Genomic DNA, 21,347 nt, shown 5'->3' on the forward strand with positions numbered 1-21,347 from the left:
TGGAGACGCGATGCCGGAGACCACACCGCAAGAGGGCACGCCCGCCTACGAGCCGACCCAGCGCACCGTCCCCACCCGTTCCAAGGAGCGCGCTTCGTACGACCGCGAGCTGGTGCACGCGATACTGGACGAGTCGTACGTCTGCCACCTCGGCTTCATCCGCGACGGCGCGCCCGTCGTCCTCCCCACGCTCTACGGCCGGGTGGACGAGCGGCTGTACGTCCACGGCTCGACCGGCTCACGCCCGCTGCGCATGGCGGGCCGCGCGAGCGGCGAAGGGACGGACCCCGGCCTCGCCGTGTGCCTGACCGTCACCCATGTCGACGGCCTCGTACTGGCACGCTCCGCCTTCCACCACTCGATCAACTACCGCTCGGTCGTGGTCCACGGCGTCGCCCACGAGGTCACGGACCCGCAGGAGCGGAGCGCCGCGCTGGACGCGATCGTCGAGCACGTCGTCCCCGGCCGCTCGCACGACTCCCGGCCCGGCAACAGCCGCGAACTGGCCGCCACCGCCGTCCTGCGCCTCGACCTGGACGAGGTGTCCGCGAAGGTCCGCACAGGCGGTCCCAACGACGAGCCGGAGGACACCGCCCTGCCCCACTGGACCGGGGTCGTTCCTCTCGTACGCGGTTACGGCACACCGATCCCGGCCGATGATCTCGACCCGTCCGTCACCCTGCCCGACTACCTCTCCGCCCTCTGAGGTCCGCCGTGCTGATACACCCCTGGGACGCCCCGCAGGACGACGCCCACTGGCAACAGTGGCTCGCCGAACACGACTTCGGGCAACTCGCCGTCAACGGCCTTCCCGGTGAGGGACCGTGCGTCCAGCCGCTGCACTTCGCGTACGCCCCGGAGCGCGGCCCGCGCGGCGAGGTCGTCACCCACCTAGCCCGGCCCAACCCTCTGTGGCCCGCCGTCGAGGCGGACCCGCGGGTGGTGCTGAGCGTGGTGGACGACTACGTCTACGTACCGGGCCCCTGGCAGGCCCCCGACGACACCCCGCCGGAGCACGGCGTTCCCACCAGCTTCTACGCTGCCGTACAACTCCACTGCACGGCCCGGCTCGTGGACGATCCGCAGGAGAAGGCCGAGCTGCTGAATCGGCAGATCGGTCATTTCCAGCCGGACGGCGGCTCTGCGCGCGCCGCCGTGGGCGAAGCGCCGTACGGCCGGATGCTGGCGGGCATCCGCGGGCTGCGGCTCGAAGTGACCGATGTACGGGCCAAGTTCAAGTACGCGAGCCACAAACCGGACGACGTGAAGGAGCGGACCGCCGCGGGTCTGCTCGCGCGCGGGGGCGTACGCGACCTCGCCGCGTACGCCCACCATCTGCGCCACAGAACCACCGGCGGCCCGCAGGACTGATCAGAGAGGCGTGGGCGCACCACGCCCGGCCTCCGCAGTCTCGCCGGCCGCTGTCTCGCCCGCGGCTGCCCTGGTCGCCGCTGCCCTGGCTTCTGCCACCGCGAGTCCCAGCACGGCCGTCAGCAGCAGGAGCGTGCCGGTCACGGTCGCGGCGGTCAGCCGCTCGCCGAGCAGGCCGACCGCGATCACGGCCGCGCTCACCGGTTCGAGCAGCATGATCACGGAGACCGTCGCGGCGCGGACCACCGCGGCGCCCGTGAAGTAGAGCGCGTAGGCGAGCGCGGTCGGCACGGCCGCGACGTACAGCAGCAGCGACGCGACTTCCGCCACCGCGGAATGCGGCAGCAGCCCCTCGGCGGCGGCGAACGGCAGCAGCGCGGCCGAGCTGATGCCGAAGGCCCAGGCAGTCGTGGCCAGCGGGTCGGCGCCGCCGCCGGTGCGGCCGAGCCACCGGATGAGCAGGGTCATCACCGCGTACCCGGCCGCCGACACCACCGCGAGGACGATCCCGGCCGGGCGTACGGTGCCGCCGTCGCCGCCGAGTACCAGTACGGCGAGCCCGGCGAGAGCGCCGGTCACCGCGGCCAGGCCACCGCCGCCGAGCCGTTCCCCCAGGATGAACCGCGCGCCGAGCGCGATGAGGACGGGCCCCGCGCCGAGGGTCACGACGGTGGCAACGGCGAGGCCGGTCAGTCCGACGGCGGCGAAGTACGCCGTCTGGAAGAGCGCGAGGCCGAGACCGGTCACGAGGACGCGCAGCAGCATGCGGCGCCGCCGTTCGACCGGCGCGGACGACACCGACGGTCGCGCACGGCGCCCGCGCGACCGCAGTCCGAGTGCCCCGAGCAGCAGCACCAGTCCGCCGGCGCAGCGCCAGAAGGAGAGAGCGAAGGGGCCGAGATCGCTGATCCGGTAGACCAGTGACGCCGCGGCGCCCGCCGTCCCCCAGGCGGCCCCGGCGATGGCCAGAAAGAGCAGACTCCGCCGGACAGGCATGGCAGAAGCGGGAGTTGAGGAAGGATTCGACACGTGACGACTCCGTGAGAAGAACGGTTGGGATGGTCGCTGACTCCGTCACGCGGGCAGCGACGAACCGCTCGGAACACCTGCCCGAGCCCCGTCTTTCGTTCATGGATGGCCGCCCGCGCCGGGGCGTGTCCTGCCGGTCTTCATGGCCGCGGCAACGCAGCACCGCGCGACGCGAAAGCCCGCAACGCACCGCGGCCGCCCGCATCACAAGGCAACCCGGCGCGGCGACAAGGCAGCGCGGGCTCAGAAGACGGGCGGATACGCCCTGGTCCTGCCCGGCGGATCCTCGTGGATCGGCCCGGAGCGTCTGGTGCGGTGCATCGCAAGACGCGGGATCAGCGTCGTCCATGGCCCGGACGCACGTGGATGACTCCGACAACGCCGGGAGGTGGCGTGCCAAGCGTTCCGGGCCCACGAAGATCCGCCGGACAGGGCCTATGCGGCGGGAGGCGGCAACACGGTCGAATGCATGACGCGCACGCTAGCCCGTACTGCGGTCCTCGGACAACGGACTTGTCCGTGCGAGGGCGTCAGTGCCGCCGGACGCCACCGGGCCCGAGGCCGCCCTGGGCGTGGACGACTGCGCGATCAGGGCGCCCGCGAGCACCAGGGCGCCACCGAGGATCTGCGGCGCGGAGAGGTGTTCCGCCAGCAGGATCCAGGCCAGCACGGTCGCGACGACCGCCTCCAGACAGGCGACGACCCCGGCCACCTGCGGCGAGAGCCTGCGTACGGCCGTCACCCCCGTCGTGTAGGCGAGCACCGTGGCGATCAGCACGACCCAGCTGAGCAGCAGCGACGCGGCGACCTCTGATCCGCCGAGAGCGGCGTCTCCGCCGAGGACGGAGAAGTCCATGGTCCAGGGGCGGGCGACGACCGTCAGCACGACGGCTCCCACCAGCAGTCCGAACGCGATCACGCCCAGCGGATCCGGCGCCTTCCGGCCGCCTCGCACGTCACTGCCGTGGTCGGACAGGACGAAGTAACTGACCTGGCAGCAGGCGGCGCCGAGGGCGAGCAGTACGCCCACGGGATCGAAGCTCAGCCCGGCCCAGGCCTCGACCACACACGCGAGTCCGCCGACCGCCAGGACGACGCCGACCGCCGCGGCCCGGGTGACGGGCCGGCGCTGCACGAACCTCACCCACAGCAGGACGAGCGCCGGCCCGAGGTATTCGAGGAGCAGCGCGACCCCGACCGGGATACGGGAGATCGCGGCGAAGTAGCAGGCCTGGACGCCCGCCACCGCGAACAGTCCGAATCCGGCGAGCAGCGCCGGCCTGTGGCGCACCAGGGCGCGGTGGCGCCAGGCAACGGGAAGCATCACCAGGGCAGCGCCCGCGACCCGCAGCCAGACCACATGAAGGGGAGCGAGCCCCGCCTCGATCAGCGGCTTCGCCGCGACACCGGAACCACCGAACGCGAACGCCGAAGCCAGGGCGAGCCCGAGGCCGGCGCTTTTTCCTTGCGACGCGTACATGACGCCATCATGACAGCAGGCGTCAGGAGCTACACCCCCGTCACGCCTGTCGAGACGCTCGGGACGTCACACATGTCCGGACGCGCGGACGTCACCCCTGCCAAGACGTACGGGACAGCCGCTCGGCCAGCGCCTCCGCGTCCACCCCGGCCCGCTCCAGCACCTCGACCGCCCGGCAGCCCCGCTGCGAGGCGAGCACGAGGAGCAGATCGAGCCCGCCCGCCTGCGCCTGCCCGCGTTGCGCGGCACGATCGAACGCCCCCTTCATCGCGGCGACGGCGCCCGGCGACCACCCGGTCACCACCGCCGCCCGCACCAGCGACACGGTCCCGGACTCCTCCACCGTGCCGTACCAGCGCAGCCCGTAGCCGATGCTGCGCTGGACGAGGTAGCCGAGCACCCGGGCAACCTGGGCGCCACTGTCGAACACGGCCCGCACCTCGGGGTCGGATTCCAGCAGCGAGTGCAGCAGGTGGGCCGTGTCGATCCGCTCGTCTCCGTCGCGGTGCGCCCGCCTGCGCGCGCCGGAGACGACGGAAGCCAGCTCCACGGTGAGCCGGGCGTCGAGGTCGGAGCGGTTTCGTGCGGACTGTTCGGACAACACCGGAGGCAACCGCGGAGGAGGACTTTGCACCTTCCCACCCCATCATTTCCACGCGACCGGGACATCCCCGGCGGGAAGCATCTTCGCGTCCCACCGGAGGTGTGCTCGGCCCGGCCGGTTGTCCTCCTTACGAATGAGATCGCGCCCGATCTCCCCCGAGGGTCGCGCCGCCTTGTCAGGTTCCCGCCCACGCGAGCCCCGGCGCGCGACACGGGTGTCCCAGGCAGCTACGGGAACCGGCCACACCCGACCGGACGGGACAAAGGAGGGACCCCGCAACCGGGGCCCTTCCTCCGCATACCGACCGCACCAGCGCTCGTGCCGCACGCGTCAGTCGTCGTCGGCGAGGATCTGGTACAGCTTCTTGCGCGCTTCGTTGGTGACGGCGAGCGCCTTCTGGCGCTGCTCGGGCGTACCGGTCTTCCAGACCTGCCCGAACGCCTCCATCAGCCCGAAACCGGCCTGACGGATCTCATTGACGGTCTCCCAGTCGATCCCGCGCCCGGCGTCCTCCCACGGCGCGTCGGAGACCGAATCGGCCTCCGTACGCCCGGCCTCGGTGAGCGTGAACAGCTTCTTGCCGCCCTCGCTCTGGCTGGTGATCAGACCCTCGTCCTCCAGCAGCTGGAGCGTCGGATAGACGGACCCCGGGCTGGGGCGCCAGGCGCCGCCGCTGCGTTCGCCGATCTCCTGGATCATCTCGTAGCCGTGCATGGGACGGTCCTTGAGCAGCGCCAGGATCGAGGCGCGCACGTCACCGCGCCGCGCCCTGCCCCGGCCACCACCGCCGCGCCCCCGTCCGCCGCCCCCGAAGGGGCCGCCACCGAACGGCGGCCCGAACGGCCCGAAAGCCCCACGCCGCCCCTCGAAGCCGCCCATGCCGTGACCGTGGCGGCCATGGCCGTGTTCCGGTCCACATTCGTGTCCATGTGGTCGCATGATTACGTTCCTCTCATCGTTGATCTGTCGCGATACCTCAACGATATATCGGAACCGATCGCCTGGCAAACACCTCGCGCGTCTTTTTCACTGACCTGTCTCAACGAAGATTCCGCGATTCTCAGTGAAGGTGAACGGATGCCCGTTAGTCTCACCGAAGGTTGAGCGCCCGCTCGGCCTTCGGGGCTGGGGGTGCGGTGGAAGCTCTGTCGCGTGCGTACGGCGACGAGGCGTTAGCAGCGTTTGAGCTGGACTTTCTCAGCGGCGGAGAGCGTCGCAGGCTCCCTCTGGGCGCGAGTTGGCAGGTTTCCTTCGAGGCGGTCGAACCTGTCCGGCCGTTCCGCTGGGACAAGGACACGCCGGGCTTCGCCGGCTGGTACTACTCGGTGACCGCGCGGGATCACGTGGGCTATGAGTCGTGGCTGGAGCGAGACCGGTTGATCCTGCTTGACCGTGATCCGCAGGTGACGGCGATATCGTCACAGCCCTTCTGGCTGCATTGGGACGACGGCACAAGACAGCGCCGCCACGCTCCTGACTACTTCGTCCGGCTGGCTGCGGGGCAGGCCCGGGTTGTGGATGTCCGTGCCGAGGACGACATGGACGAGGGGACGCAGGAGGCCTTCGCGGCGACCGAGCGTGCTTGCGAGGCCGTGGGCTGGGAGTTCGAGTGGGCCGGCCGTCCTGATCCGGTACTCATGGCCAACATCCGGTGGCTGTCGCGGTATCGCCGGGCACGCTCGGGTCGGCCGGTGGCTGTGGCTGAGCGTCTCCTGGAGGTGTTCAGCGAGCCGAGGGGTTTATGGGAGGGCGCCGGGGTGGTCGGCGACCGGATCCAGGTTCTGCCGGTGCTGTTCCACCTGCTGTGGTCGGGGACGTTGAAGGCGGATCTGTCGGGAGGGCTGATGGAGACCGGGAGCCTGGTCTGGGCGAAGGGGCGGCAGCGATGGGCAGGCTGACACGTCCGGCGACTCTGGTGGTCGGTGAGAGAGTCCGGTTCGACGGGCAGGTCCGGGGGGTGCTCGAGGTGACCGCCCAGGCCGCGGTCCTGGAGGACTCCAAGGATCCGTACCGGGTGGTGGCCTTGATCGAGCTGTTCGAGGCGGAGGACTTCGAGGTCTTGTTCCGCCCGGAGCGGATGCCGCTGCCCGCCTCGTCCGTCCTGGAGGCGCTCCCGGCGGCAGCGGTCAAACAGGCACTGTGGTGGGAGAGCCACATCCTGGAAGTGGTGCACGGACTGCCGCCGGACGCGGAACCCGGCACGGAGCCGCGCAAGGAGTACGGGCCGGGCACGTCGCTGACCGCGCGGGAGAAGGCCAAGGCCTCGGAACTATCGGCGGCCGGGCACCCGGCGACGGCCAGTACGGTCGCCCGGCTGCGTCGCCGCTATCTGACGGGCGGGGTTGCCGGGCTGGCTGATGGCCGCGCGGCCCGCAAGCGGCCGGAGTTCGGGACGGTGGATCCCGGGGTGGTGGACGCGATGCGCCAGGCCATCAAGGAAGGCGTCGACACCTCCACCCGGACCGCGTCCTACCTGATCTGGAGGACGAAGGAGATCCTCAAGCAGACCGAGGACGGACAGGCGGCTCCGTGGCCGTCCAGGGCCACGCTCTACCGGTTGGTGGAGAAACTGACGGCGGGCACCCACGCGACGGGCTCGGCCGTGACACGCCGGTCGAAGGCCCACACGGCGGCTGTCCCGTTCGGAGAACTGACCGTGAGTGCTCCGGGCGAGGTCATGCAGATCGACTCCACCCCGCTCGATGTGATGGTCCGGCTGGACAACGGGGTCGTCGGCAAGGTTGAACTCACGGCGATGATCGACGTCGCGACCCGGACCCCGACAGCGCTTGTGCTGCGGCCGTCGACGAAGTCGGTCGACGCCAGCGTGCTGCTGGCCAGGACCGTGACGCCGGAGCTGATGCGGCCGGGCTGGGTGGACGCGCTGAAGATGTCCCGCTCGGTTCTGCCGCACCGGCGGCTGCTGACCCTGGACGAGCGCCTTGAGCACGCGGCCGCCAGGCCGGTGATCGTCCCGGAAATGATCGTCTGCGATCACGGGAAGGCGTTCATCTCACGCAACTTCCGGGCCTCCTGCCGGTTCCTGGAGATCGACTTCCAGCCGACCCACAAGGGCTCGCCTTTCGAGAAGGGCCACATCGAGAAGATGCTGGGCTCGGTCGCCACGATGTTCGCGCAGTTCCTCCCCGGTCACACAGGCCGCAACACCGACCACCGCGGCCGGCACCCGGAGAAGGAGAACCTGTGGTCGCTGCCCGAATTGCAGGAACTGCTCGATGAGTGGGTTGTCGCCAGGTGGTTGAACCGCCCCCATGAAGGACTGCGCGACCCCGACCATCCTGGCCGTCTGTTCACGCCGAACCAGAAGTACGCCGCGCTGATCGAGTCCTGCGGCTACGTCCCGGTCGCCCTGAGCGGCCAGGACTACATCGAGCTCCTGCCCGCGGCCTGGCGGGCCGTCAACGCCTACGGCATCCGGATCAACAACCGCACCTACGACGCCCCGGAGCTCGGGCCGATGCGGCGGCACCATTCAGGTGTCACCGCCAAGCGGGGACTCTGGGAGGTCCACCGCGACCCCTACGACGTCTCCCGGGTCTGGGTACGCAACCACCGAGGCGATGGCGAATGGGTCCAGGCGACCTGGAAATACCTCAACCGGGCCCCCGTCCCCTTCGGCGACCTGGCCTGGGACCACGTCAGCCACCAGCTGCCCAAAGCCACCGAGGAAGAACTCGCCGAGGCCGTGGCCGCTCTGCTGACCCGCGCACACGCCGGCCCCGCCCTGCCGACGGCGAAGAAGGGCAGGAAAGCCAAGCAGGCCAAGGGCGATCGCCGTGTCGCGGCCCGGACCAAGGCCGCCACGCCGGCAGCAGCCGCGGCTCCGCCGCCACCCGAGACGCAGAACAAGCCCGCGCCGGAACCGGCGGCGCAGGACGAGGAAACGATGGCCGACGTGATCCCGCTTGGCCTGTTCGACCCGCGCGAGGACCCCTGGAGACGTTCGTGACCACGCCTCACCTCCTGCCCTCCGGAGCGGACCGGCACCTGAGTACCCGTCCGGGCTGGCGCGAATTCACACAGGACCCGCCGGCTCTGCCGGTCATGCTGTCCGAGGACGCGTACGCGGCGCTGAGCGAGGCCGACCGCGCCCGCGACACCGAGGACCGACTGGACCACCACACCCGCCTGCGGGTAGTGGCCACCTCCACGGTCCGCCACACCGTCACCACCGGCCGTCGGCTGGTCCTGCTGAACCGGCACGCCGTCAGCGCCCGCCGCGGCCTGATCGTCTCCGGGCCCGCGGGCACGGGAAAGACCATCGCGATCACCCAGCTCGGCCTTGCCCACGAACTCCAGGACCAGGCCCGCCACCCGGATTCACCCGACCGCATCCCGGTTCTCTACATCACCGTCCCGCCGGCCGCGACACCCCGCATGATCGCGGCTGAATTCGCGCGCTTCCTCGGCCTGCCCACGACCCGCCAGTTCAACATCACCGACATCATCGAGGCCGTCGTCGGCGTCTGCACCAAGGGACGCACCGGCCTGGTCCTGGTCGACGAGATCCACAACATCTCGCTCACCAGCCGCACCGGCGCCGAAGTCGCCGACACCCTCAAGTACTTCTCCGAGCGCATCCCGGCCACATTCGTCTACGCCGGCATCGACGTCGAGCACAGCACCCTGCTCACCGGCACCCGCGGGGCCCAGATCGCCGGACGCTTCACACTGATCCCCTCTCACTCCTTCCCCTACAACGCCGAATGGAAAGGCCTGGTCAAGACGCTGGAGGAGACCCTGCTCCTGCGCAGTCACCGGCCGGGAACGCTCGCCCGGCTCGACCGGTTCCTCCACGACCGGACCGGCGGGATGATTGGCGCGCTCTCGCACCAGATCCGCGGAGCCGCGATCGACGCGATCCTCAGCGGCACCGAGAAGATCACCAGGAAGGGCCTGGAGAACATCCCCCTCGACGTCGCCGCATCCACCCGGATACCCGCGTCGGGGGACGCCCGTTGACCAGCAGAACATGGACCAGCCCCGCACTCGTCCCGCTGCCCTTCCAGATCAGGCCCATTGCCGACGAGGGCCGCGACAAGTTCGTCGAACGTCTCGCTGAAGCCAACTGCATCAAGACCCACTACCTGCGGAAGATCCTCCGAGAACCGCCCGAACACCGGGGCCACGTCCAATGGGAGCGCCTGGCCGCCATCACCGGCCGCGACCCAGTCCAACTCAGCGACATCCTGGGGCACTCCCGTTGCAGGGGCTGCGGCATCATCCTGCCCCTGGACAACAAAGCCTCGGACCGCCGGACATGCTCGGCTGCCTGCCGGACGAAGAGCTATCGTCAACGACTCCGCCCCACCGACACGTCACAAACGCATCGCGTGGTCGTCTGCGCAGGCTGCGGTCAAAGCGTCGAAGTCCTCGAACAGCGACAACCCCGCCGTTACTGTTCACGCACCTGTCGCCAACTGGCCCGCGAGCAGCGTCAACGCGAAATCGGCGCCCTCCCGGTCAAGGCTTGCGAAGCATGCGGGAAGGCCATGGGACAGTTCACCAGCAGACGCTGGTGCTCGGAGCGCTGCAGCGACTGGGCATGGAGGAAACGGAACGGCTACACCACCGCGCCGGCCCCCGACACTCCCTACCCGGGCCAGCCGGAGACCTGTGCCGGATGCGGCGGCCCACTCGCACCAGGAAGCCGACAGATACGCCTGACGTGCTCACCGGCCTGCAAGGCACGGGCCTCCCGCCGCCGACGACAAGCAGCACAACTGACCGGTGGCGCGGGCCCTCTATGCAGTGGCGTTCTCCCTTGGCCGCAGGGACAATCCACGGATGCGTGATCGTATGTGGTTGCTGGCGGGGCTGTGGTTGCGTCCATGGGAGTCATCCGATGTCCCCGTCGTGCTGGAGGCGTTCGCAGAACCGGTGATGGAACGGCAAGCCGACGCGCCCATCACCACGGCCGCAGATGCCGAGCAATGGATCCAGCGGCGGCGAAACCAGTGGCGACAAGAGGTGGCCTACGGCTTCGCCGTCGCCGACAGCACCAACGTGGTATTGGGCGGTGTCGCTGTCGGCAACCTCAACCCCGAGCACGCCACCGGATGGATCTCCTACTGGACCACTTCCGCCGCCCGCGGCAAGGGCGTGGCTACCCACGGCTGCCGGGCGCTGGCCCACTGGTGCTTCACCGACCTGGGGCTCTTCCGGCTCGAGCTGGGACACCGCACCAACAACCCTGCCTCCTGCCGGGTCGCCCTCGCCGCCGGCTTCGCACCCGAAGGTCTGCAACGACAAAAACTCGCCTATGACGGCGTCCGCTACGACGTCGAGACGCACGCACGACTCGCGACGGACCCACATCCGCGATAAGTGAAGCTCCGCCATCACGCGGGCACCTGGGGAATTACGCCGACATGGGCGTGGGGAAATAGCGCCGACGTCGGCAGTCCTCGCTCCCTGACGCCACCCGATCCAACTTCGGTGCAACCGGTCCAGATCCGATCGGCAGGGGACAGCGAGCACATGACACAGCCCGGCACGAACGGCGAGCCGATCGCCGAGCTCCCATTCCAGATCCGGCCGATCGCTGGTGAAGGCTGCTATCCCTTCATCGCCCGCCTCGCCCAAGCCAACTGCCTCCCACCCGCCCACCTGCGACGTTTCCTCGCCGGACCACCCGGATATCGCGGCAGCCCGTCCTGGGAACGGCTCGCGGCCGTCACCGGCCGCGACGCCGGACAACTGCGGGAGACGCTCAACACCGCAAAGTGCAAGGAGTGCGGTTCCGTCTTCCTGCTCGACCGCACGTTCGGCAACCTGCCCCGCTACTGCTCCGCCCGATGCCGCAGCCGCCCATCCCTCAAACACGAGGTCACAGAGCCCTGCCGGATCTGCCAGCAACCCATGAAGATCCAGTTCGGCCAACGCTACCGGCTGTGTTCCTCCATCTGCCGCAGGGTGGCCTACACAGAACGTCAACGTCGCAACAAGCGCACCACCGAGGATCACGAGCCCCGAACCTGCGCCGCCTGCGAGCACCCCCTGCCAGCGGCCACTCCGATCTCCGAGCGCACCTGCTCGGAGAAATGCAGCCGTCAGGTCTCCCGCTGGGACTGGATGATCGAGCGGCACGGACTTCCCCTGCCCACACTGACATGCGCGTTCTGCGGGACCCCGATAGGGACGAAATCCCCGTCTGATCCCCATCGGCGCTGGTGCAGTCGCCGATGCCGCACATGGGCATCCCGCGGCCATGACCCAGTCACCTTCTTCAACCCGCTGATCTGCGAACGATGCCAGAAGTCATTTCAACGCCACGCGAACGGCAGGGACCGACGATGGTGCTCACGCAAGTGCTACCGCCTGTCCCGAGGCTGGCCTGAGACACCGAAGACGCACCAGTAACCGAAACGATCACCGATCGTCTATCCGGCGCGGCCCACCGAAGCGGTCAACCTTCACTGAGACGAACTGGTGGGTTGTCGATCTTCGCTGAGACGAAACCCCATCAGTGCAGCTTGCCTGAGATCGCATCAACCTTCATTGAGACAGGTCATTCACCGACCTGTGCCAGTGAACGTTGATCGATTGCCGACGAAGGGCGATCAACTGATTTCTGTGCCAGTCAGGGCTGACTGCCTGTTTGTGACAGGGAAGGATGACCGCTGGTGGCCGTCCCGTTTCATCGAAGGTTGGGCAGTCTCACCGAAGTTTGGGCGCAGTTGGTGTCGGCCGTCGTCAGCCTCGGGCGCATCGCCGGCTCCTAGTCACAGCCGCATGGTCGGGTGGCCGGACTGGAGGGCGTCGAGACCCGCTGCGCGCGCGTGGCGGCGGCGTGCGGGCTCGATGGCGACCGGCTCCACGCCTGGAGCCAGGCGATCGCCCCGTTCGCGGCCATCGCTCAGCTCGGTAACGGTGGCGAGGAGCCGGTGATCGATGAACTGATCACCTTGGCCGGCGAGAACACCTGACGTTCCGAACGCCTCGCCCCCGCGCTCCGCCCGGTCTCTCGCGGCACAGGACACGGCCTTGCCGGCCTGCCCTGTCTGCCGTATCGCCCGCTTGATCACGGCTCCCATCGCTCGACTTCGATGAGAACCGGCCAATCTTGGATGGGCCAGGCCATGAGCCCCAGCCGGACCAGCCAACGGCCCGGAGGAAGGAGGCCGCCTCAGGCGTCCTCGACAGTGCCCGAGGAGAGCAGTCCGCAGCTGTCGAAGTTCATGCACCCGCAGGCCAGGCAGTCGGCCACGGCGTTCCGCAGGGCCCGCGTCTCCTGAATGAACCGGTCCAGTTCGGGGAGCTTGCGTTCCGCGAGCGCGCGCCATTGCCGGGTGGTGCCCCGGTCGGCGTCCGCGTCCAGCAGCTGGCGGATCTCGGCCAGGGTGAACCCGGCCCGCTGCGCCATTTTGATCAGCGCGATCCGCCGCACCGTGCCGGCCGGATAGACGCGCCGGCCCGCGACTCGGCCTGCGGGCGGCAGCAGGCCGACGCTCTCGTAGTAGCGCAAGGCGGACGGCCGCATCCTGACCTGCCGTGCGAGTTCCCCGATGCCGAGCCGCCGCACTGATCCCCCTTGACCTCAAGCGCGCTTGAACCACGAGCCTGGCCGGGTGACTCCCCCACCGACAACGCGCCTCCTGCCGCGGGCATATCAGCCCCTGTTCGCTCACCTTGAGTTCCGGCGGCTCCTACCGGCTCTGGCAGCCTCCGATCTCGGTGACGGAATGAGTATGGTCGCCGTGGCTTGGCTGGCCGTTCAGATCGCGCCACCCGGTCGGTCCGGCCTGCTCGTAGGCGCGGCGATCGCCGCGTATGCCCTTCCCGGGGCCGCTGGGGCACTGATCTTCAGCCGTTGGCTGCGCCGCTTCTCTGCCCAGCGGCTGCTGGCCGCCGACAGCTGGCTCCGTGCGTCACTCCTCGGCTGTGTGCCTCTGGCCTGGGCGACGGGGACCTTGAATCCGGTTCTGTACGTCGTCCTGCTCGCCGGTTCATCAGTACTGCACGCCTGGGGAAGCGCGGGAAAGTACTCCCTGCTCGCCCAGACCCTTCCCCCGGATCAGCGCCTGGCCGCCAACGCGCTGGTCAGTGCAAGCGCCTCGGCGGCCGTCGTCACCGGTCCCGCACTCGCCGGATTCCTCGCGACGGCCGTAAGTCCGGCCTGGATCATCGGGCTCGACGCCGCGTCCTTCGCCGTTCTCGCCGTCCGGATCGGCCGGTTGGGCGGAGTCGCCAGGACGACATCGATGTCCGCACCGGTCGACACCGAGCGATCCGCAGCCGGCCTGCGGTTGTTGCACAGTCAGCCCGAACTGCTCGGAGTCCTCGCCCTGACCTGGGTCTTCAACTTCCTGTACGGACCCGTGGAGATCGCGCTGCCGTTGCATGTCACCCAGGACCTGCATGCCGGGTCCGGACTTCTCGGGCTGTACTGGACTCTCTTCGGGGTGGGTGCCGCTCTGGGCAGCCTGGCCGCCGGTGTCCTGCGCAGGCTTCCTCTCTGGCCCGTCACCCTGACCATCGTCGCCGGTTGGGGCCTCACGCTCGTACCCTTCGGCCTGGGCGCACCGGCGTCCGTCTCCGTCGCGTGCTTCGCGCTGGGCGGTGCGATCTACGGACCTTTCACGGCACTGTCGTTCACCCTGTTCCAGGACCGCACGCCGGCGGCCTGGCTGACCACGGTCCTGGCCGCCCGAGGCGCGGCCCTTCTCACCGCCGCACCGGTCGGCACCGCGCTCGGCGGCCCCCTCACCGCCGCCCTGGGCCCGCGGCTGACGCTGGCAACCTCGGGGATCACGACCGTCGTTCTCGCTGTCGTCGCCACCGGGGTGTGGGTTCGGGGACAACGACGACAGATCGGTTCGAGGCCCGTTTGACGGACGGCTCGATCAGTCGCGACGCGTTCACCGACCGCCCCTTTGCCGGCAACCCCCGCAGGCGTGCCACTGGATGGCGGCGACCCGGTGTTCATCAACTTCGCGGCGGCGAACACCGGCACATGCCTGGCGGACATCCAGCCGGGCAGGCCGCCGGCAGTCGGGCCCGGCCGCCGCGCCTTGTCCAGCATGCGCCCAACCGCACCGTCGGCCCGCTTCATGCCGGCACGTGAGGAGGAGATCAGCCTCGTCGGAGCGCATCATCCGGTAAGCGGCCGTACCACCGAATATCCCCCATTCAGGAACACCAGGGCAGGCGGGGCAGGGTAGCCGGTGGAGCAGCTTCCCGCCCTCACGGAGAGTGTGACTTTCGTAACGGATGCGTTTGTTTTCGGATTGTATGAATAGTCCATTTCACGGGTAGGCACGGAGCGCTAATCTCGTGCAATCTTGAATGAAGGAGTCACCGTGGAGCCGGCCCTGGCTACTCTGTCCGTCGACCGACGCTCTGTCGTTTCGCTATTCTCCCGCCTGCGCACGGCGGGCGGGCAGTCGAATCCGCTGCCGTTCTACGCGGAGCTGCGAGCGATGGGAGACATCTTCCCGGCTCCGTGGGGCGGACACCTGGTGACCTCCTACACCCTGTGCAAGCAAGTATTGCGGGACAGATCCTGGCAGGTGCCCAGCAGCGCCTGGCGCGCCGGTCAGGACGACTCGGCACGCTGGGATGCTCCCGCCTCCCGTCAAATGGGTGGCACTCTGCCCATGCTCAATCCGCCGGATCACACCCGGATGCGGAATTCCATGGGCCGTATGTTCGACCGGAAATCCCTGGCTGCGATGAAGGATTCGGTCGACCGTACAACAGAAAAGCTCCTCGACCGTCTCACAGAAGAGTTGCGGAACGGCGAGGCAGATTTCAATACGCTGGTCTGCGAAGAACTTCCGGTGATCACCATAGGGGAATGGCTGGGAATTCCTCCGGAGGATTATCCACTGCTGCGTCAGCTCACCCACGACCAGGTATTCACCCAGGAATTGTTTCCCTCACCGAGTCAGCTCATGCTGTCCGACGCCGCGACCCACCGATTGAGAGAGTATTTCACCGGACTCGTACGGGAGCGGCGCAAGACACCCGGGGACGACCCGGTCTCGACCTGGATCCGGACCTGGGACGGACTCGAATCCGATCAGGCGGTCGCGGACGAGGCCGTCTACTCCCTGGCGCTCTTCGTGGTCCTGGCCGCGCTGGAGACCACCGCGCACCTGCTGGCCACCATGGTGTGGCTGCTCCTGGAGAACCCCGGCCAAATGGAGTTGCTCCGTCGCAATCCCGAACACATCCCGGACGCCGTCGAAGAGGTACTGCGCTACGACCCGCCGATCCACATGATCAGCCGGATCGCCGCCCAGGACACCGTTCTCGCGGGCACGCCGATACGTGAGAACGAGATGGTGCAGCTCATGGTCGGCGCAGCCCATCACGACCCGCTGGGGCACGAGAATCCGGAGACCTTCGACATCCGGCGCACCGCGATGCCCCTGAGCTTCGGCGGCGGAATCCACTACTGCCTCGGCGCGCCCCTTGCCCGTCTGGAAGCGACGTCGCTCCTGACCTCCCTGCTCAGGCGTCTGCCCGGACTCCGGCTCAGCCATGCGCCCTCGTGGGCGCCGCGAGTGGCTTTCCGGCGTCTCACCACGCTCAAGGTGGTCAATCCCTGACGCACCGGTCAGGCGGCAATCGGGGCGAGAGGAAACATGCCGGGAAACAAGGCTCCGGGCGAGCCGTGCGGAGCGATTTCACCCCGCTCGACGAGATGGCCGGCCTCGACCGGACATTGCGCTCCCGGCCAAAGATCGGCTTTCAACCGACCCTCAAAGGCGCCCTCTTCGATAAAGATCTACATCGAGAAGATGCCGGGTTCGGCCGCCGCCGTGTTCGAGCAGTTCCTACCCGGCCGCACCGGCCGCGAACACCGATCACCGCAGCCGACGCCCCGAGGAAAAACTGCGGTCACGGCCCGAATTGCGGAAACTGCTCGATGAGCGGGCCGGCGTCTCGCTCCCGCTGAGGGCACTTCAGCTTCACCGCACGGTTCGCGTAGATCTTCGGGAAATCACTTGACCGAAAACAGATATGAGATGCCGTCAATTTTTCGGTTTCTCCCACAGGTTCGTGTCCGGGCCGGTTGCGGACGACGACAGGGTTCGCGGCCCGCAGCCCGGCCGGGCGAGGGGTCCACACCCCTCGCCTCCGCTCTCCTCGCCCGGTACGGTCGCGCGGTGTCCTCGCCGCGGGAGCCCATGGGCTCCCGCGCATGAGCATTCCGGCAGTACGGTCGGTGCCATGCGGATTCGAATCGTCGACGCGTTCACCGACCGTCCCTTCGCCGGCAACCCCGCCGGGGTCGTGCTACTGGACTCCGGCGGTTTCCCGGACGACAGTTGGCTCCAGCGCGTGGCGGCCGAGGTGAACCTCTCGGAAACGGCCTTCGCCCATCCCCTGCCGCCCGGTGGCGACGCCGACTGGGCACTGCGGTGGTTCACGCCGGTCACCGAGGTCTCCATGTGCGGCCACGCCACCCTGGCCACGGCACATGTGCTGCGCTCCACGGGACAAGCCGCGGGCGCCGTGCGGTTCGCGGCGCGTCCGGGGATTCTCGGCGCCACCGCGCGCGAGGACGGCTCCCTCAGCCTCGACTTCCCCACGTCCACGCTGACCCCGGTAGCCGCGCCGCCCGGGATCGCCGAGGCGCTGGGCGCCGAACCGGTCTCGGTGCACGACACCTCGGAACACGTCGGAGACCTGCTGGTCGAGCTCACGGACGAGCGGACCGTACGCGGCCTCACACCGCGCTTCGCCTCACTCGCGGCGCTGTCCCGGCGCGGCGTCATCGTCACCGCCGCGGCCGACGACCCGGCGCACGGCTACGACTTCGTCTCGCGCGGCTTCTTTCCCGGCGTCGGCATCGACGAGGACCCGGTGACCGGCAGCGCGCACACGGCTCTCGCCCCGTTCTGGTCCGCCAGGACCGGCCGCGGCGAGCTGACCGGCCTCCAGGCCTCGGCACGTACCGGACTCGTGCACACCTCGCTGCGCGGTGAGCGGACCCTGCTCACCGGCCGGGCGGTGACGGTCATCGACGGCGAACTGCTCACGTCACCCTGAGCCCCGCCCCCGGGCCTCACTGTTGGCCACCCCCGGAAACACGTAAGGGGCGTACGGACCAATCCGTACGCCCCCACTACGTTCGGCCCCAGCACGTTCCGCCGAACACGTTCCGCCCCTGCCCGTCCCGCCTCACCCCGTGGGCAGCCAGCCGACCTTGCCCGCCAGCAGCGCGAAGCCCACGAAGGCCCCGATGTCCAGCAGCGCATGGGCCGCGACGAGCGGGCCGACGCGCCCCCAGCGCCGGTAGAGCAGCACGAAGACGACGCCCATCGCCATGTTCCCGAGGAAGCCGCCGATCCCCTGGTACAGGTGGTACGAACCGCGCAGCACCGCGCTGGCGGCCAGCGCGGCCATCGGCGTCCACCCCAGCTGCCCCAGCCTGCGCAGCAGGTATCCGACGACGATGACCTCCTCCAGCACGGCGTTCTGCACCGCGGAGAGGATCAGCACCGGGAACTTCCACCACACGTCAGGCAGCGATTCCGGTACGACGGTCAGATTGAAGCCCATCTCCTGGGCCACCAGATAGAACGCGAGCCCGACGCTTCCGATCCCGGCCGCCACGAGCGTCCCGCGGCCGAGGTCGGGCCAGGGCCGGGTGCGGTCGAAGCCGATGGCGCGCAGTCCGCTGCCCTCCCTCAGCAGGAGGTGCGCCACCAGCGCGACCGGCACGAGCGCGGTACTGATCCCGAAGAGCTGCCAGGCGAGATCGAGCCACGGCCGGCCGGGCGCCGCCGAGGAGTTGAGTGTGGCGGCCTGGTCCCGCAGCGCTCCGGGTTTGGTCACCGAACCGATAAAGCTGATCAGCGCCGACACACCGCTCGCACCCAGCGAAAGCGCCAGGACGAGCACGGTCTCCGACCCGAAAGTCCTCCGCGAGAGGTCTTCCCGGGGAGAAGGACCGGCCACGTGTCCCACTTCCGCCTTCACTCCTGCCTCCAGTTGTGTCATCACTCCCGAGGAGACAGCTTGCCCGACGAGCACGTGGCCGGGGCGGGCAGGGTCCGTTCGCCGCGCCGCGTCGGCGGCGGATCCGCTCATGGGCGGCACGGATCCCCGCCGCACCGCCCATGACCACGTCCGCCCATGATCACGCGCGGCCGCGACCACGTCCGGTCACGGCCGCGCGCCCCTCACCAGCCGGCGGAGGGCCCGGACAGACCGGCGGGCCACGTGTGCACCGGGTCACCCCGGTGCATCAGCTCGCTGTAGCGGCGTGTCATCGCCGCGAGCGCGGCCTCGCGTCCGAGCCCCGCCTCCAGCGCCTGGTGGTACGTGTCCACCTGCCACGAGGCTCCGTTGACCCGGCGTTTGCACCGCTCCTCGATCACACCGAGGTAGAAGTCACGGTCCACGGGCGCGATGTTCCAGGCGTCGAGCCCGGCCGCGGCGAGCGGCAGGAGTTCGTCCCGTACGAGCTTGACCGCCGGAACCATCGTCGTACCGCCGGAGCGCCCGGGACGCGGCCACCGCAGCTCGGCGTCGATGCCGTAACGGCAGGCGGCGTCGAAGTTCTCGGCCGCCGCTTCGAAGGACAGCTTGCTCCACACCGGCCTGGCGTCCTCGGCGAGCGCGCGCACCAGACCGTAGTAGAACGCCGCGTTGGCCACCACGTCGGTGACCGTGGGCCCCGCGGGCAGTACGCGGTTCTCCACCCGCAGATGCGGCATGCCGCCGGCGACCTCGTACACCGGCCGGTTCCAGCGGTAGACCGTGCCGTTGTGCAGCACCAGCTCCTGGAGGGCGGGCATTCCACCCTCGTCGAGCACCCGCATCGGGTCCTCGTCGTCGCACATCGGCAGCAGCGGGGAGTGGTAGCGCAGGTTCTCCTCGAACAGGTCGTAGGCGGAGTCGATCCAGCGCTCGCCGAACCAGGTCCTCGGCCGCACTCCCTGCGCCGCCAGCTCGGGCTGCCGGACGTCGGTGGCCTGCTGGAAGAGCGGCGGCCTGGACTCGCGCCACAGCTCCCTGCCGAACAGGAAGGGCGCGTTGGCCCCGACAGCGATCTGTACGGCCGCCACGGCCTGCGCCGCGTTCCAGGCGTCCGCGAAACGATCGGGCGTGACCTGCAGGTGCAGCTGCACGGAGGTGCACGCGGATTCGGGGGCGATGGACGACGAGGTGCAGGTGAGCCGCTCCACGCCCTCGATGTCCAGGGTGAAGTCCTCACCGCGCGCCGCGACCATCTGATCGTCGAGCAGCCGGTAGCGGTCGTCGTCCGAGATGTTCTCGCGGACCACGTCCTCCTGGGTGAGCGTCGGCAGAATGCCGATCATCACGATCCCGGCGTCGACCTCATTGGCTTTACGCTGAGCATATCCGAGACCGGCACGCAACTCCTCGGCGAGCTGATCGAGAACGCGCCCGTCGATGCGGTGCGGAGCGATGTTTACTTCGAGGTTGAACATTCCCAGTTCCGTCTGGAAATCTCCGCTCGCGATGCGCTTCAGCACCTCCGCATTCATCATGCGCGGCATCCCGTCGGACCCCGCCAGATTCAGCTCTATCTCCAGCCCCATCAGATTCTTCGGCCGGTCGAACCTCTTCTCCGTCAGGAGTCGCCCGAGCACCGTCAGACACTGCTGCAGCTTCCTGCGGTACCTCTGCCGATCGGACAGGCTGCCTGAGCCGTCCGCCTCGACCTTCTCCCCCATTGACGTGTCCCTCCTCGGGTGGTCGTCCCACGGCCGGCGGCCGCTCGTGTCACGATCGATAGTGCCCCGGCTGCGTGATCCATAACGTCCGATCGACACGGCTCGACCGCTGGAGTGGCGAAAAACGGTCGTGCGGCACATTCCAATGGCATGACGTTTTGCCTCCAGCGACCGATCGGAACTGGAAAGTCGACATCTTTCAGCCGACCGTGGGCACTCAGTACTCGCAGGCCAGAAGCGCGGGTTCGCCGTTTATCGTCAAAAAAGGCGCAGCAGACGGTCCGGATAGTGTCTTGTTCGCAATATCTGCGACAGCTAGAAGAAACATTGTGTGAACACATGTCGTATAAACTCGCGAACGAGGGCAGAGAGCCCGGGCCCGGTCACATTTCTCCGGGACGGCCTTTGACCCCGCACGCTGACAGCGACGTCCGCACCCGCCCGCGCTCCACCCCACGCATCACCCTGTCTCCTGAGTGAGAGGCAACCCACCATGCCGCTGCATGTCCCCCCGGCCCCCGCGCCTGCCCTGCGCAGTGTCCTCACGGCACTCGGTTCTCCCACCGCTGTACGTGACGCCCGCACCCCCGCTCTGCAGTCCGTCCAGGGACCGCTGAGCCCCGAACTTCCCCTTCCCGTCTACGTACTGAACCGGCCCACCACGGCCGGCGGCGCCCCGCGGACCATGCTGACCGGCTGGCGGTTCCTGATCCGCAGCGGCGACCGGGCCGTGGCGGCAGCCGACACGATGCTCACCCCGGACGGCTGGGCCTTCTCGAGATTCTTCGAGGGCCCCTACCTCACCGCCACGGAGCGGGCGCTGCGCCAGGCGGAGACCCTTCAGAAGGGTTACCAGCCGCGCCTGCTGGCCGTGCCGGACCTGTACATGCTCACCCTGTGGCTGCACGAGAACACGGACGCGGAGCCCGCCGAGGGCTCGCCCGCCCCGGCCGACCTGCTCGTGCCGCTGGCTCCGGCGCCCCCCGGCTTCGCGGCGCACCGTCCGCACCGCGTGTCCGAACTGCTGCCGGTGATCGGGCTGCGCCTGGCCCCGTCGGCCCCGCTCATGGGCACCCCGGCCTGACCGGAGTCGCAGCGGCTCTCCCCCGTGCCCCGCGGCCACCCGGCCGCGGGGCACGGTCCGAACCGGGAGCACCGGCGAAGTTGAACTGAACCGTCCGCG

General features: G+C 69.2%; 19 protein-coding genes. 12 read left to right on the forward strand and 7 right to left on the reverse strand.

Going from position 1 to position 21,347, the window contains the following annotated elements; genetic code table 11:
* Positions 1–10 precede the first annotated feature (10 nt).
* Both ACIP6N_RS25570 and ACIP6N_RS25575 read left to right on the forward strand, forming a co-directional pair.
* Complete coding sequence (locus ACIP6N_RS25570; RefSeq protein WP_401819212.1) at positions 11–706, forward strand: pyridoxamine 5'-phosphate oxidase family protein; 696 nt, start codon at positions 11–13, stop codon at positions 704–706.
* An 8-nt stretch (positions 707–714) separates the two neighbouring features.
* Positions 715–1,371, forward strand: coding sequence for an FMN-binding negative transcriptional regulator (locus ACIP6N_RS25575; protein ID WP_401819214.1), 657 nt, complete (start codon positions 715–717; stop codon positions 1,369–1,371).
* Here ACIP6N_RS25575 and ACIP6N_RS25580 read toward each other — a convergent pair whose 3' ends face one another.
* The 4 genes from ACIP6N_RS25580 to ACIP6N_RS25595 all read right to left on the reverse strand — a co-directional run bounded on the left by ACIP6N_RS25580 (position 1,372) and on the right by ACIP6N_RS25595 (position 5,423).
* Complete coding sequence (locus tag ACIP6N_RS25580; RefSeq protein WP_401819215.1) at positions 1,372–2,367, reverse strand: DMT family transporter; 996 nt, start codon at positions 2,365–2,367, stop codon at positions 1,372–1,374.
* A 514-nt stretch (positions 2,368–2,881) separates the two neighbouring features.
* On the reverse strand, positions 2,882–3,880 hold the full coding sequence (locus ACIP6N_RS25585; RefSeq protein ID WP_401819217.1) for an EamA family transporter: 999 nt from the start codon (positions 3,878–3,880) through the stop codon (positions 2,882–2,884).
* Between the two features lie 91 nt (positions 3,881–3,971).
* Positions 3,972–4,481 (reverse strand): Clp protease N-terminal domain-containing protein, encoded by a 510-nt coding sequence (locus ACIP6N_RS25590; RefSeq protein WP_401819220.1) that lies wholly within the window; start codon positions 4,479–4,481, stop codon positions 3,972–3,974.
* A 333-nt stretch (positions 4,482–4,814) separates the two neighbouring features.
* The gene (locus ACIP6N_RS25595) at positions 4,815–5,423 is read right to left on the reverse strand and encodes a PadR family transcriptional regulator (RefSeq protein WP_401819222.1); all 609 of its coding nucleotides are present in this window, start codon (positions 5,421–5,423) and stop codon (positions 4,815–4,817) included.
* 197 nt (positions 5,424–5,620) lie between these two features.
* On the opposite strand from ACIP6N_RS25595, the gene ACIP6N_RS25600 reads away from it, so the two are divergent.
* The 6 genes from ACIP6N_RS25600 (at position 5,621) to ACIP6N_RS25625 (ending at position 12,433) form a co-directional block, all read left to right on the forward strand.
* The gene (locus tag ACIP6N_RS25600; RefSeq protein ID WP_401819224.1) at positions 5,621–6,382 is read left to right on the forward strand and encodes a TnsA-like heteromeric transposase endonuclease subunit; all 762 of its coding nucleotides are present in this window, start codon (positions 5,621–5,623) and stop codon (positions 6,380–6,382) included.
* Positions 6,370–8,454, forward strand: coding sequence for a Mu transposase C-terminal domain-containing protein (locus ACIP6N_RS25605; RefSeq protein WP_401819226.1), 2,085 nt, complete (start codon positions 6,370–6,372; stop codon positions 8,452–8,454). The genes ACIP6N_RS25600 and ACIP6N_RS25605 overlap by 13 nt, the downstream gene beginning before the upstream one ends.
* The gene (locus ACIP6N_RS25610; RefSeq protein ID WP_401819228.1) at positions 8,451–9,467 is read left to right on the forward strand and encodes an AAA family ATPase; all 1,017 of its coding nucleotides are present in this window, start codon (positions 8,451–8,453) and stop codon (positions 9,465–9,467) included. The genes ACIP6N_RS25605 and ACIP6N_RS25610 overlap by 4 nt, the downstream gene beginning before the upstream one ends.
* 825 nt (positions 9,468–10,292) lie before the next feature.
* Positions 10,293–10,832 (forward strand): GNAT family N-acetyltransferase, encoded by a 540-nt coding sequence (locus ACIP6N_RS25615; protein ID WP_401819230.1) that lies wholly within the window; start codon positions 10,293–10,295, stop codon positions 10,830–10,832.
* A 153-nt stretch (positions 10,833–10,985) separates the two neighbouring features.
* Positions 10,986–11,867 (forward strand): hypothetical protein, encoded by an 882-nt coding sequence (locus tag ACIP6N_RS25620; protein WP_401819231.1) that lies wholly within the window; start codon positions 10,986–10,988, stop codon positions 11,865–11,867.
* A gap of 380 nt (positions 11,868–12,247) precedes the next feature.
* Entirely contained in the window at positions 12,248–12,433 is a 186-nt protein-coding gene (locus ACIP6N_RS25625) for a hypothetical protein (RefSeq protein WP_401819234.1), read from the forward strand.
* A gap of 200 nt (positions 12,434–12,633) precedes the next feature.
* Here ACIP6N_RS25625 and ACIP6N_RS25630 read toward each other — a convergent pair whose 3' ends face one another.
* Positions 12,634–13,029, reverse strand: coding sequence for a MerR family transcriptional regulator (locus tag ACIP6N_RS25630; RefSeq protein ID WP_401819235.1), 396 nt, complete (start codon positions 13,027–13,029; stop codon positions 12,634–12,636).
* A 46-nt stretch (positions 13,030–13,075) separates the two neighbouring features.
* Here ACIP6N_RS25630 and ACIP6N_RS25635 point away from each other — a divergent pair, with 46 nt between their 5' ends.
* The 3 genes from ACIP6N_RS25635 (at position 13,076) to ACIP6N_RS25645 (ending at position 17,507) form a co-directional block, all read left to right on the forward strand.
* Positions 13,076–14,338, forward strand: coding sequence for an MFS transporter (locus ACIP6N_RS25635; protein WP_401819237.1), 1,263 nt, complete (start codon positions 13,076–13,078; stop codon positions 14,336–14,338).
* 468 nt (positions 14,339–14,806) lie between these two features.
* Positions 14,807–16,060 (forward strand): cytochrome P450, encoded by a 1,254-nt coding sequence (locus ACIP6N_RS25640; RefSeq protein ID WP_401819239.1) that lies wholly within the window; start codon positions 14,807–14,809, stop codon positions 16,058–16,060.
* A 625-nt stretch (positions 16,061–16,685) separates the two neighbouring features.
* Positions 16,686–17,507: a PhzF family phenazine biosynthesis protein gene (locus tag ACIP6N_RS25645; protein WP_401819242.1), complete on the forward strand. Its 822-nt coding sequence runs from the start codon at positions 16,686–16,688 to the stop codon at positions 17,505–17,507.
* A gap of 132 nt (positions 17,508–17,639) precedes the next feature.
* On the opposite strand, the gene ACIP6N_RS25650 is transcribed toward ACIP6N_RS25645, so the two are convergent.
* Together ACIP6N_RS25650 and ACIP6N_RS25655 are read right to left on the reverse strand one after the other, a co-directional pair.
* The gene (locus tag ACIP6N_RS25650; RefSeq protein ID WP_401819279.1) at positions 17,640–18,461 is read right to left on the reverse strand and encodes a CPBP family intramembrane glutamic endopeptidase; all 822 of its coding nucleotides are present in this window, start codon (positions 18,459–18,461) and stop codon (positions 17,640–17,642) included.
* Between the two features lie 182 nt (positions 18,462–18,643).
* Entirely contained in the window at positions 18,644–20,164 is a 1,521-nt protein-coding gene (locus ACIP6N_RS25655; RefSeq protein WP_401819243.1) for a glutamate--cysteine ligase, read from the reverse strand.
* 493 nt (positions 20,165–20,657) lie between these two features.
* On the opposite strand from ACIP6N_RS25655, the gene ACIP6N_RS25660 reads away from it, so the two are divergent.
* Positions 20,658–21,248 (forward strand): hypothetical protein, encoded by a 591-nt coding sequence (locus ACIP6N_RS25660; RefSeq protein ID WP_401819244.1) that lies wholly within the window; start codon positions 20,658–20,660, stop codon positions 21,246–21,248.
* The last annotated feature ends 99 nt before the right edge of the window (positions 21,249–21,347 follow it).

Origin of the sequence: Streptomyces sp. NPDC088725, from assembly GCF_044751305.1 — a bacterium.
Classification (GTDB): Bacteria; Actinomycetota; Actinomycetes; order Streptomycetales; family Streptomycetaceae; genus Streptomyces.

Excerpts from the sequence above, each read along its gene's own strand:
- ACIP6N_RS25570 (WP_401819212.1), top strand. The coding sequence starts at position 11 with ATGCCGGAGACCACACCGCAAGAGGGCACGCCCGCCTACGAGCCGACC.
- ACIP6N_RS25580 (WP_401819215.1), bottom strand. The coding sequence starts at position 2,367 with ATGCCTGTCCGGCGGAGTCTGCTCTTTCTGGCCATCGCCGGGGCCGCC.
- ACIP6N_RS25585 (WP_401819217.1), bottom strand. The coding sequence starts at position 3,880 with ATGTACGCGTCGCAAGGAAAAAGCGCCGGCCTCGGGCTCGCCCTGGCT.
- ACIP6N_RS25595 (WP_401819222.1), bottom strand. The coding sequence starts at position 5,423 with ATGCGACCACATGGACACGAATGTGGACCGGAACACGGCCATGGCCGC.
- ACIP6N_RS25605 (WP_401819226.1), top strand. The coding sequence starts at position 6,370 with ATGGGCAGGCTGACACGTCCGGCGACTCTGGTGGTCGGTGAGAGAGTC.
- ACIP6N_RS25615 (WP_401819230.1), top strand. The coding sequence starts at position 10,293 with ATGCGTGATCGTATGTGGTTGCTGGCGGGGCTGTGGTTGCGTCCATGG.
- ACIP6N_RS25620 (WP_401819231.1), top strand. The coding sequence starts at position 10,986 with ATGACACAGCCCGGCACGAACGGCGAGCCGATCGCCGAGCTCCCATTC.
- ACIP6N_RS25645 (WP_401819242.1), top strand. The coding sequence starts at position 16,686 with ATGCGGATTCGAATCGTCGACGCGTTCACCGACCGTCCCTTCGCCGGC.
- ACIP6N_RS25650 (WP_401819279.1), bottom strand. The coding sequence starts at position 18,461 with ATGACACAACTGGAGGCAGGAGTGAAGGCGGAAGTGGGACACGTGGCC.
- ACIP6N_RS25655 (WP_401819243.1), bottom strand. The coding sequence starts at position 20,164 with ATGGGGGAGAAGGTCGAGGCGGACGGCTCAGGCAGCCTGTCCGATCGG.
- ACIP6N_RS25660 (WP_401819244.1), top strand. The coding sequence starts at position 20,658 with ATGCCGCTGCATGTCCCCCCGGCCCCCGCGCCTGCCCTGCGCAGTGTC.